This is a genomic window from Paenibacillus nuruki (assembly GCF_001721045.1).
In the GTDB taxonomy this organism is placed as follows: domain Bacteria; phylum Bacillota; class Bacilli; order Paenibacillales; family Paenibacillaceae; genus Saccharibacillus; species Saccharibacillus nuruki.
Window position 1 is genome coordinate 1 of record NZ_MDER01000053.1, and the last position, 12865, is coordinate 12865.

At 37.9% G+C, this 12865-nt stretch carries 7 protein-coding genes; 1 reads left to right on the top strand and 6 read right to left on the bottom strand.

Annotated elements, in window-relative coordinates; all coding sequences use genetic code 11:
* Positions 1 to 1058, bottom strand: a 1058-nt coding sequence (locus PTI45_RS15440) for a DUF3329 domain-containing protein (RefSeq protein WP_245703494.1), incomplete at its 3' end; no start/stop codon positions are given.
* 142 nt (positions 1059 to 1200) lie between these two features.
* Here PTI45_RS15440 and PTI45_RS15445 point away from each other — a divergent pair.
* Positions 1201 to 3672, top strand: a complete 2472-nt coding sequence (locus PTI45_RS15445; protein ID WP_069328500.1) for an O-antigen ligase family protein — start codon at positions 1201 to 1203, stop codon at positions 3670 to 3672.
* A gap of 34 nt (positions 3673 to 3706) precedes the next feature.
* Here the strand turns inward: PTI45_RS15445 and galU (PTI45_RS15450) are convergent, their stop codons facing one another.
* The 5 genes from galU (PTI45_RS15450) to PTI45_RS15470 all read right to left on the bottom strand — a co-directional run bounded on the left by galU (PTI45_RS15450) (position 3707) and on the right by PTI45_RS15470 (position 12862).
* Positions 3707 to 4600, bottom strand: a complete 894-nt coding sequence (gene galU, locus PTI45_RS15450; RefSeq protein WP_069328501.1) for a UTP--glucose-1-phosphate uridylyltransferase GalU — start codon at positions 4598 to 4600, stop codon at positions 3707 to 3709.
* A gap of 110 nt (positions 4601 to 4710) precedes the next feature.
* Entirely contained in the window at positions 4711 to 5595 is an 885-nt protein-coding gene (gene galU / locus PTI45_RS15455; RefSeq protein WP_069328502.1) for a UTP--glucose-1-phosphate uridylyltransferase GalU, read from the bottom strand.
* A gap of 47 nt (positions 5596 to 5642) precedes the next feature.
* Positions 5643 to 7850 (bottom strand): bifunctional alpha,alpha-trehalose-phosphate synthase (UDP-forming)/trehalose-phosphatase, encoded by a 2208-nt coding sequence (locus tag PTI45_RS15460; RefSeq protein WP_069328503.1) that lies wholly within the window; start codon positions 7848 to 7850, stop codon positions 5643 to 5645.
* Positions 7851 to 8188: 338 nt separating this feature from the next.
* A complete protein-coding gene (locus tag PTI45_RS15465; protein ID WP_069328504.1) occupies positions 8189 to 10702 on the bottom strand; it encodes a U32 family peptidase in 2514 nt (837 codons plus the stop codon).
* A 237-nt stretch (positions 10703 to 10939) separates the two neighbouring features.
* Positions 10940 to 12862: a stalk domain-containing protein gene (locus tag PTI45_RS15470; protein WP_069328505.1), complete on the bottom strand. Its 1923-nt coding sequence runs from the start codon at positions 12860 to 12862 to the stop codon at positions 10940 to 10942.
* Between the last annotated feature and the right edge of the window lie 3 nt (positions 12863 to 12865).

Here is a 12865-nt window from a genome sequence, read left to right on the forward strand (position 1 = left end):
AATATTTTAGAAGTATAATTAAGATTTTCAAGTAAAAATAGACAAGATATAACTAAAAATACTGCCCCACCGTAGGAAGCTATTACCGGAAAAATTGGAGAAGCTATCAATATAAAAAAGGTCATAAATCCAGAGAAGGTAAATAATATACCCATATAAAAATTATCTTTTTTGAAATTACTGCTTTTAAAAATAAATAATAAAATATTACCAATAAATAAAATAAATAAGATGAATAATAAATATTTTTGATCTATTAATACAGCTTCAAGATTGTGATAATAATCTTGAAGTCGTTGGAAAAGTGGTGCATGATAATTGATAGCTTCCGATCTTTTCTGATTTCCTGGAGCAATAATCATAACAATAAAACCTAGAAAAACACCTATACTTCCTGTATAAAACCATTTAGGTAGTTTTACGAATTTAAACCATCTCAAATATAAATAAAAAATGACTACGAGCATACAATTAATCGAACCAGTATTCTCATTAGTCATACCTGCTAGAAATCCTATTAGTGCAATCCCTATACAATTTAAGTAAGTATCTTTCAATAATAATTTTTGTATAATTAAATAACGATAAGGAAGTAAAAATAATAAAATAAATACAGTCGTCCATAAGTAATTAACAGAACCTATTAACCAAATAGAAGTTTCTCCAAAGTTCGGTAAACCAAACCAACATAATATTAATACTACAAATAAAGCTTGAATATCATTAAATCTATCCATTTTTCTCAATCTTACAAAGTAAATAATAAGAACAATTAATGAAGTAAACATAATAGCATTAAATATATTAAATATAGGTTTACCTAGTAATAAAAAGGTTTGCCCAAAAAAATGTGCTACTAATCTACCACCCCATGTAAAATAATGGATATGTAATGAATTGAATATGTCAAATAAATTTGTTACTTTAATGTTAGTTCCGAAAATGAAACTGTATGCAAAGTCATCAGCAAACAGAGGTTCCATACGATTTATACTATAGAAATAAATGAACAATAAAGCTAATAAAGTAAAAGAAATATAAATATACTTTTTAGACATACGATTTAATTCCCACCTTTATATTTAAATAATATTAAATTTAGCAAAATCTAATTCCTATATTTTGAGATATCAAGTTAGTTCTTTGAATTAAAAATATGATAGAATGTCTTAGTATCTCTTAGAAAAGGAGTTTAAAACATTGGCTAATCCAGTATACGGCAAACATTTTAAAGCGTCCACCGAGGACGAAAAACGTGGAAGTATGTTTTGGGTCCTTAATATCTGTATGATTTTGTTTTTATTATGGGCCCCGTTTCAAATTGCATTATTTAATGGTCTAGGCATAAGTTTTGAGAAGCCGCTCTTTTGGGCAATCATGTTGGTATGTATCCTTATGATTCTAGGACTTATTCAGTTCAACAAAAAGGTCCAATTGAATGATCAACGTGATATGGTCGCATTATTAATCATTTTGCTTCCTCTCTCGTATATGATCTCTATGTTTTCGGCTGCCTCTTGGCATTATGCCGTAAATATGGTGCTAATTCAATGGATGTACGCATTTATTTTTGTAATTGGCATCTATCTGTTACGTGATCGTGTCTCCAATAAGATTATTCAGATTACATTGATGGGTTCAGCTTATCTTATTGTCTTCTTTGGATATATCAGTTGGTTCGGTCAAGGTTATCTAGGTGGGCACTTAGTATCCTGGTTCTCTAATGGAGTAACTAATGGCGTCTACACTGATGCCATCATGCAAGATTCCAACGGTTGGCGTTTAACTTCTGTATTCCAATATGCGAATACATATGCAGCTTTCTTGATGGCTATTATGTTTGCGGGGCTGTTTAATGCCAGTCGCCTTAGAACATGGTATGACCAGTTGATTCACGGATTTATGTTAGTTCCTGTTATTTTAGCTTTAATTCTTACTCTTTCTCGTGGTGGTTTAGTTGTTTTACCATTTGTATTACTTATTTTACTTCTATTACTTCGTCCTGCTCAACAGATACTATGGTTTATTAATCTAGTGATTGCAGGTATCGCTACGGCAGTCATTTTGAATCCAGTAACAGCTATTGGACTACAAGTGATCGCTAAGTATGATGGTGCTGTTGCTGCTAAAGGTTGGGCTTATCTCTTAATCGCTTCCTTAATCGCAGGCGTACTGATTATGCTTGTTGGACGCTACATTGCACCTAAGCTTGAAGTCGGTGTAGAAGGATGGACAGCACGTCGTGGAGCGAGTCTATGGATTCCTATTGGTTCTGCTCTACTCGGTATCCTTATGCTTGTTTTACTAATTGCGACGAATCTGCGTAATCTATTGCCAGCTAATATTCGTGTGCGTTTTGAGAATATTAACTTCCAGCAAAGTAGTGTACTAGAACGTTTTACTTTTTATCGTGATGCTATGAAATTATTACGTGATTATCCATTGTTCGGCGCAGGGGGCGGAGCTTGGGGTGCTTCTTATGAAGCGTACCAGAATAACCCGTATGTCAGCCGTCAAGCACATAACTTCTTTATTCAGTATTTAGTTGAAGTTGGTGTAATTGGTTTTATCATCTTTATCTTGTTTGTTGGGTTTATTTTCTACAAATATATTCGTGGTTATTTCAAAACAGATCGTGCCGGTAAAGAATCTCACTTTATTTACTTTATTATCGTTGTATCGATCTTAATGCATAGTTTGCTTGATTTTAACTTAAGTTATGCTTATATGAGCATTTTAGTCTTTCTAGGTCTAGGTGGTATGGCTTCGGCAATGGATTTAACGCCACTCAAACGATTGAAAGCTCCTGCTGGTATGATCCGGGGGATCTATGTATCTTTGATCGGTCTCGTTGCAATTATCGTTGCTTTTACTTCACTTCGCTTCTCGGTCGCTTCTGGAGATGTTATGGATGCTCAGAAAGCTTCTCAAGTAGCAAGTCCAAGCTATGAAGATATCCGTGCTCCACTCGATAAAGCACTTACTATACGTAGTACATTCCCTGAGGGAGTCGTATTTATGGGTTCCTTATTAACGCAAGTATTCCAACAAACTAAAGATGAACAATATTACAATGAAGATATTGCTCTTCTTAATAAAGCACAGGAAAAAGAACCATTTAATAAAAATATTGTGAAACAATTAGTTACCGCTTACCAATTGGGTGGAAAATCAGATGTAGCCTTTGATCTACTTGTAAACAGTATTCCGAAATACAAATGGGATATTGAGTGGTATGAAGGTGTAATTACTCAAGCTTATGCGCTGGGTAATCAAGCTTATGAGAAAAAAGATACAGCTGCTCAAGAGAAATATTTCAATGCCGGTCTAAACGCTTATAAAGAAGTACAAGCTGGGGTAGAATACTTGAAAACATTACCTACAGGACAGTTACAAGGTCGTGCTTTTGCTGTTACACCTAAAATTGCTTTGAATATTGGTAAAATTCAATCAATGCAAGGTAAAACAGCTGATGCAGCATCCACATTCAAATTAGGATTAGCTGACGATCTGAATGATCAAACCAATCGTGAAGTTGCTCGTTATTATCTAGCTGCTTTGAAAAAGGATAAACAAAATGATCAAGCCATCTATGATAAGTTAATCAAAATAGATGCAAAAGAAAAAGAACAAATTAATACGATTGCAAATATGGATTATAGCGGTAAATAATAGTAGTGTTGATTTGAACAAAAAAGACTTTCTCTTAATTAGAGAAAGTCTTTTTTTGTTCTTCTTGCAGTAATACTTCACGTAAATAATTTAATGTTTCCTCACGTAATTCAGGGTGCTTCAAAGCATAATGAATCGTTGTTTGTACAAAACCGCTTTTCTCACCAACATCATGACGTAATCCTTCAAATTGATAAGCTAGAATTCTTTCTTTTAATGCCAATTGAGAAATGGCATCTGTCAGCTGAATTTCTCCACCTACGCCAACTTGTTGTTCGCCTAAAATATTAAAAATCTCTGGCGTTAAAATATATCTTCCCATGATCGCAAGATTAGAAGGAGCATCTTCTCTGGCTGGCTTTTCAACCAACCCTTTAGCTTGATACAAGCGATCTGACAAAGGTGAAGAATCGACAATGCCATAACGAGATACATGTTCCCATGGTACTTCTTTTACACCTACAACAGATGATTCGTACTCTTCATAGACATCCATCATCTGCTTCAAGCAAGGTGTATTAGACTCCACAATATCGTCTCCAAGTAAAACAGCAAAAGGTTCATTGCCGATAAATTTACGAGCACACCAGATCGCATGCCCTAAGCCTTTGGGTTCTTTTTGACGAATATAATGAATATCTGCCATTTCAGAAGGCTTACGTACAGCCTCAAGTAATGCCCACTTCTCTTTTTCTGCTAGATTATGTTCTAATTCAAATGAAGAATCGAAATGATCTTCGATGGCACGCTTGCCTTTACCAGTAACGATAATAATATCTTCGATACCCGAAGCTACAGCTTCTTCGATAATATATTGAATGGTTGGTTTATCTACAATCGGTAACATTTCTTTGGGCATCGCTTTGGTTGCAGGTAAGAAACGTGTTCCGAGTCCTGCTGCTGGAATAATCGCTTTACGGATTTTCAATGTAATTCTCCTCTATATCTATGATTAGATATAATATACTTCATTCCCCTTATATAAACCAATATACAAAACAAAAGACTTTCTCTTTAGTAGAGAAAGTCTTTTGTTTATTATTTATTTTCTTCTTTTGCCATAATTTCATGCAAATATTCTAATGTAGATTCACGTAGTTCAGGATGCTGTAATGCATAATGGATCGTTGTTTGAACAAATCCACTTTTCTCACCAACATCATGGCGTAATCCTTCGAATTGATAAGCAAAGATATCTTGCTGTTCACCCAATTTGGAAATCGCATCCGTTAACTGGATTTCTCCACCTGCACCTGCATCTTGATTACCTAAAATATCAAAGATTTCTGGAGTCAAAATGTAACGACCCATAATTGCCAGGTTAGAAGGTGCTTCTTCACGTGGTGGTTTCTCTACCAAACCGTTTGTTTTGTACAAACGATCTGATTCGGTTGTCGGTTCAGCATCAACAAGTCCATAACGAGATACATGTTCCCATGGTACTTCTTTTACACCGACTACAGAAGACTCATGCTTCTCGTAGACATCCATCATCTGCTTCAGGCAAGGAACATCGGATTCTACAATATCATCGCCTAGAAGCACTGCAAACGGCTCATCCCCGATAAATTTACGAGCACACCAGATGGCATGTCCCAAACCTTTCGGTTCTTTTTGACGAATATAGTGAATATCTGCCATCTCTGAAGACTCACGTACGGCATCAAGTAATTTCCACTTTTCTTTTTCTTCTAAATTCTGTTCCAATTCAAACGAATAATCGAAATGATCTTCGATAGCACGTTTGCCTTTACCAGTAACGATAATAATGTCTTCGATACCCGAAGCTACCGCTTCTTCAATAATGTATTGGATCGTTGGTTTATCTACGATCGGTAACATTTCTTTAGGCATTGCTTTGGTTGCAGGTAAGAAACGTGTTCCTAGTCCTGCCGCTGGGATAATCGCTTTACGAATTTTCATGATTCAAACTCCTTTTTCTATGCTGTTTTGCATCTATAGATTATATATTATACTTCTTGTTTATTTTGTGTCACTAATCGTTTAAGCAATAAGCGCATATCTTTGACCGATTTCAAACGATAATTGGCATGCGTGTTGCCTGTTCCGATTTTAACCGAATATGAATCTTTAGGAAGCGCTGAGAACAAATCTTCATCGGTTGTATCATCGCCTACACCTAAAATAAAGTCATATTCCTGATCACGTAGCAATAAATGTGCTCCATGACCTTTGTTAATACGGTTATCTTTCACTTCTAGCACTTTATTACCTTCGAGTACACCGATAGTCATCGAATTCGTAATCGACAATAATGCTTCTTTCAGCTCATCGCGTTTGAGTCCGATCATATCAGGTTCGCACTGTCTGTAATGCCATGCTAACGAGTATTCTTTTTCTTCAATCAACGAACCTGGCGTACGATCTGTATATTTCTCTAAAATATGACGAATCGTATCTTTCCAATCGTTGTCTACGTTAACGGTCATCATCCAATCTTCGTCTGCTCCTGGCTTACGGAACCATAATCCATGAGAAGCAATAATATGAAGATCCAAATCTCCTAACCATTTTTCCATTACAAAACGATCTCGTCCTGTAATAATAACTACGGTATTACGAGGATCTGCACACAGACCAGCAAGCAACTGCTTCAATTCTTCGTCTGGCTTCGCTTGTTCTGGAGTCGGCTTAAATCCTACCAGTGTACCATCGTAATCTAAGAATAGTAGGCGTTTTTTAGAATCACTATATACTTTTTCCATATCTGAATATCCAGATTTAAGATTCAGAAGTGGACGAGTCGGTGTCTGTTCTTCTGTTGTATTTTTAAGGGCTTCTAGGAATTCATCTGCCCAGAATTTCACATTATAGCGGGAAAGGCGAACATGTAACATTTTGTTGCGTTCGATTTTCTCATGATCTGGCATATCTAATGCTGTTTTGATACCGGCAGCGATCTCACCATAATCATTCGGATTTACAATAACACCTTCACCTAGTTCACTAGCCGCTCCTGCTGTTTCACTAAGAACAATCATACCTTTGTAGTCTGTGCGAGAAGCAATATACTCTTTCGCTACTAGATTCATTCCATCCCGTAGAGGAGTCACTAATAACACATCACTATTACGGTAGAAAGCAATCAGATCATCTTGCGTAAATGTACGGAAAAAGAACCATACAGGCATCCAGCTGAGTGTACCGTATTTACCATTAACCTCACTAACCAACTCTTCGATTTCACGTTTAAGTGAATCGTAAGCTTCTACACCGACGCGAGAAGGGGCTACGATAAGGTTTAAGCGTACTTTTTCATGATATTCCGGGTATTGCGCCAAAAATTGTTTGAACGCTTTAATACGATCTGGAATCCCTTTAGTGTAATCTAAGCGATCGACCGAGATAATATTTTGTACACTCTTCGTACTTTCGATAAATTCTTGCGCTTCCGAAGACAAGTTTTGGGATTGAGTCGGTGCTGCAAAATAATCATAGTCAATTCCCATTGGGAAGGCATCGACTTGAGTGGTATGTGTTTCTCCATTGATTTTATATAAATTATGTTCTTTGCCTAAAAGTCTACGTACACTACTTAAAAAGTGACGTACATAATCATAAGTATGGAATCCGATCAGATTTGCACCAAGTAATCCTTGTAAAATCTCTTCACGCCAAATGAGCAAGCGATAGATTTCGAAAGAAGGGAATGGAATATGCAGAAAAAACCCAATTTGAGTATCGGGATATTTTTCTCTGATCATCTGTGGAAGTAACATCAATTGATAATCATGTATCCAGATTGTATCATTTGGTCCAATCTCAGGTTCTAACGCATCAAAAAACTTCTGATTGACGTTTTTATAAGCATCCCATGTATCTGTTGTGTATTCCGCTTTGTCGTTGAAATAGTGGAATAACGGCCAGATCGTTTCGTTACAGAATCCATGATAATATTGCTCTATTTCTTGTTCAGACAAAAAGATAGGCAAACAGTTATAGGATTCTTGCAATTCATTACTGATCGTTTGTGTTTCTTCTTCGTTAAGATCGTCTTTAGCTACACCAGGCCATCCAGCCCATAGACTATCCGATTGTTCGTGGTAGCTTTTAAGACCTGTAGCTAGTCCACCTATACTCTTACTATATTCAATCTCTGTTTCACTTTTTTTTACAGTTACAGGTAAACGGTTGGATACAAAAATAATTTTACTCATTGAATCCCCTCTCCTAAACAATAATTGAATAGTTATGTGATTGGTTTACTCTTTACTATGTGTAAATCGCCTGAATAACAAGACAATTTCTTTCATTTGACTTCACCGGCAGTAAAGTCATTGCTTATGCAAATTACCCTTAATTGATATGTACGACTCAACATTCTTAGCGACCCAACACCATGAGAGCCTTTTCATCCGCTCTCTATCTGGAAAAATAATCCCTAAAAAAAGGATGCTCTACGTCCTAGATTTGTCTCTAAATAGACACTTTATCGAATATAAAAAAAGAGAATGCACGAGGCATTCTCTTAAGATTGAATCTGTATTTTTTATAATTATTTGACCAATTGTCCGCGGGTTACGCCTAATTGGTTGGTTGCTTTTAGCGTACGCCATACTTGAGTTCCGTTGATTTCACCACGTAATGCTTTGGTGTATAATTCGATGACTTCTATCACTTGCTCTGGCGTTTCTTCCAAGAACTCAATGCGATAACTAGGTACGCCCAAGTTCAAGAAGTCACTTAGATATTCTGCACCTGATTGCTCAATCGCATTATAAACAGTATTCCGACATCCTTCATCTACACGTACAGGATGAGACATCCCAATCCGGTCTTGTAACGAAACACGTTTCTCTTCACAAGGACGACCACAGTTGGTATAGTCTGTCCCTTCACTCAAAAATGTACAGTATACACAATGCTCTGTATGGAACATCGGCATATGTTGATGAATAACCACTTCTAATTGAGAAGTCTTCGTGCGACTTAATAAATCAACCATTTGTTGAATATTCAAATCGTATGAAGGGGTAATCCGGTCTACACCTGCTTCTAAGAATAGATCCACTGTTTTGTGATTGGCTACATTCAATGAGAAATCGCCGATCAATTCAGGATGGTTCTCTTCTGGGTGTGTCTGACGACGGCTTAAATAGTAATATAATGCTCCTGTATTACGCACCAATACCGCATCGGGTTGTAAACGCAAAATATTCGCATGATATCCATTTTCACCAGGCATATGAATACGAGGTGTAGCTAAAGCAATTTTTTTGCCAGCTGCACGTACAGCTGCCACCGCTGCTGGAAATTGCTTGATAAATTCAAAGTCTGCATAGATCATTTCGATTCCAGCTTGTAGTGCTGCTTCGACTTGCTCTACACTACGACATAATGCTGTTAATGTAGCAGCCGTTCCTTGTACAGGTGCAGATGCCGCCACAGCATCGCTGTAGACTTCGATATCACGTTGAATATATACCGGAGGCTTCGGACGCTCTCCTGCAAGTTGTTCTACCGCCTGACGACGAATATTGTTAAGCTCACGCATCGGGATAATAATATCGCCATGCAATTGAACTTCTAATTGATCCAATTGGAAAACAGTTCCTCCCAGACGACCGAATTGTTCTTCCAATAATTCAGAAGTCATCGGACGCTTAGCAGCGATCTCCAGTTCCATTTCAGAGTCGACACGTACTGTGACTCCTTTTTGTACATCGGTCCACCATGTTACTAAAGGCTGACCTACATGACCAACAGCTTTGACATGAACAGGGAATACACGGTAAGGCTTCTCAGTATCAAAACTTTGTCTCATCCGTTTATCCAGTGCAGGATCGTTGGTTTTCCAGACTTTATCGCCTACATGTACACGATGCAAATTAACATCGTTACGTCCTGGAACAATATCGACCATCCATGTCTCATCAGCTTCGCCTTCGATTTTCACGCCTTTACGACGTAGATCATAGACGCGTCCACCCTGCTCTTTTTGCGTAGGATCTCCAGCATCAAATACGATACCGTCTCCACGTTTAAGCGGAGCTTCTAAGCGACAGACTACGCCATCACGCAAGACTTGCTCGACACGTCCCATATAAACACCACGGCTTTTCGGGAATGTACCGTCTACTAACTTCTTATTGTTCGTTCCATCTAAGAAACCATGAGTGAATCCACGGGAAAAGCTTTGTTCCAATTCACGAATATCTTCACGTGTAATCGAATCCCGATCACCTTCAAAATAGCGATCGATCGCTTTACGGTATTTACTCACAACGTTGGCTACATATTCAGGTGTTTTGAGACGACCTTCAATTTTGAAAGAAGTTACTCCTGCTTCGATCAGTTCAGGCATAATATCGATAGCTGCTAGATCTTTAGGAGAAAGCAAATACGTTACGTCTCCCATAATCTTCTGCGTGCCATCAACCATTAGATCATATGGCAAACGACAAGCTTGTGCACATTCGCCACGGTTTGCTGAACGTCCGCCCCACATTTCAGAAGTTAGACACTGACCGGAGTAAGATACACATAGTGCTCCATGAACAAATACTTCCATCGGCAGACGTGCTTGCTCACCGATTTTTTTGATTTGTTTCAGGTTATTTTCACGTCCTAGAACGACACGTTCGATATCAAATGGCTTCGTAAATTCGACCGCTTCTGGTGATGTAATCGTCATCTGCGTCGAACCATGAATCGGGAAATCCGGTGAAATTTCACGGATCATTTTAACCAATCCCAAATCTTGTACGATAACTGCATCCACACCTGCAACTACGCAAGCATCAATCAATTCACGCGCATCGGCTAATTCATTTTCAAATACCAGTATATTAAAGGTTAAAAACCCTTTGACTCCATAACTATGCAAAAACGACATAATCTCAGGCAACTCATCCATACGGAAATTGTTCGCACGAGCCCGCGCATTGAACTTCTCCACGCCAAAAAAGACTGCGTCTGCCCCATTGGCTACCGCCGCCCGCATGCAGTCCCAGTCACCCGCAGGTGCTAAAAGCTCCACGTCTTCTCTTCGTAACCCTGTATCACTCATGTAGAATTTATATCCTCCTAGATTGCCTTAGTTCTGGCAATACTTTTTTAATAGTTATCATCATCATTGTTATCAACAGATCATATGATTTAAATTTATTCTAATTCCAGTGTAACAGACCTAAGAGCGTCTATCTACCTTATTGCTTGAATTTTCAATGAAAATCATGATCTTTTTTCATATTTATTCATAAGAAAAAGCTACCCGTTAAGGTAGCTCTATTCTTGCTTACATATTTTAAGAGGTTAATTGAAAAGAAGCTAAGACTTTAGCTAAATCTGCTTGATGCACAGGTGTATTGTTAGTATTGTTTACTTCATCACCTAGGATATACGTCATTTTCCCTTTGGTAAATATCGTATACGTGCCTGTATATGGATGAGTAGCATCTGGATAATTAGCTGTAAAGGTATAAGCAGGAACACCTGCAAACGTTGTTGGCGTGCCTTCAGATAGTTCTACACCATATACATTATTATCACCTGAACCCTCAAATGTCGCTTTCCATTGAGTGACTGCTTTTTCCAAAGAACTGGTTGTCTTGGTCGAAATATTGAAAGATCCACCAGTATGAGAGAAATACACATAAGAAGATTCGTAATCATTGTCTGTGCTTGTCCAATGACGAGGAACTTGCACACTGTAATGATTCGCTTCTGATGTATGTGTCGCTACTTTGCTACGATCTTGTGAATAGTAGTCAACAGGTAATGAACCAAAGTTCTCTTCCAGTGTAGGGAAATCAATTTCCAACGAATCGATCATTACCTGGAAATCAGCATCTTTCGATGCTTTATCGGATGGCGTACTGTATTCCATATAATAACGATATCCGTCTTTTTGGAACAAGACTTCATATTCAGTCATCCATGTATCACCAAATGTATATTCTAACTTATTCACAGTCGCAGTCTGTCCTGCAATTTCTTTTTGCTCGCTACCCAAGTTACGGTAAGCATCGCTATTGAAATTGTCTGCAAACCAGCCTTGAATCTTCTGTAACCATTCTGCTAGCGTACTCCCTGCTGGTGCGCTATAAACATTAACAGCGACGTAAGATCCATCTTTTGCAGAAGCATCTACACTGCTCTCACTAGCTTCAAAATCAGCCGGAAGTTCCATATAAACACCATATTCACTAGCTTCTAACGTTTTGCCTGTGCCTGTATCTTCTTCTTTACTAGCAAGATCTTCCATTGCTTTGTCAGCACTATTGAATGACGTTTTGAACGAATTTAATAATGAAGTTACTTTGGCTTTAGTAAAGTCTTTGTAACTGGTTGCTTCTGAATCAGCATACATCACATAATAAACATGCCCATTCCCTGTATACACACGAGTTTGAGACAAAATGCCATCTGAATCTTTAGAAGTAATATAAGCATAGTTGCCTTTACTGCTATTGACTACTTTTTGATCGACGATCATTTCTCCAGCATCTTGAGCAGAAGAAACCAATTCATCTAATAAATCTTGTAGATCACTCTCACTACCTTGACCTACCATGGCGATCTCAGGATCTACAAAAATTTGCAGATAGTATTTAGCTTCATTGTCCATAAATGCTGCATTTTTGCCATCCTGTAAACCAAGGTTCGTCAGATCACTTGGATAGTTTATCGACCATTGATATTTACTACTGCCTATTTTCGTTTTACCGACATGTGTAGATTTATCTGTACCACTATCTGTTGTAGCTGGAGCTACCGTGATAATCATTTGACCGGATACTACTTTGAACTTAGCACCGATACTTTTGGCTACAGAGCGAACAGGAACCATTAAGATACCTGACTTCATCACAGGAGCTGCATCCAATGTAAATGTAGAACCATTAAGATAAGCTTTTTTGCTACCGATTGTCATCGAAAGCGTACGTTTGCCATACATCAACTTGATTGAATCATTTTCTTGCAACTTCACCTGTGCTTTGAATGCACGTGTGAATAGACCTAATTGCACCATCGTGATTCCATTACTTTCGTAAGGTTTGACGATCGTTTGCTTTTGACCATTGATCGTTGCAGATGTACTGCCTTTTTTGATCTTCAATTCCAATAGTGCTGCTGCCGATGCTGTTCCTGTTGTTGCATACACGGTGGTCAACACGAGCACAATAGCCAGTAGACTTGAAGCGGTAATCCGCAACCACTTACTCATTCA

Coding starts and splice junctions, on each gene's coding strand:
- PTI45_RS15460 (WP_069328503.1), bottom strand. CDS start 7,850: ATGAGTAAAATTATTTTTGTATCCAACCGTTTACCTGTAACTGTAAAA.
- PTI45_RS15470 (WP_069328505.1), bottom strand. CDS start 12,862: ATGAGTAAGTGGTTGCGGATTACCGCTTCAAGTCTACTGGCTATTGTG.
- galU (WP_069328502.1), bottom strand. CDS start 5,595: ATGAAAATTCGTAAAGCGATTATCCCAGCGGCAGGACTAGGAACACGT.
- PTI45_RS15465 (WP_069328504.1), bottom strand. CDS start 10,702: ATGAGTGATACAGGGTTACGAAGAGAAGACGTGGAGCTTTTAGCACCT.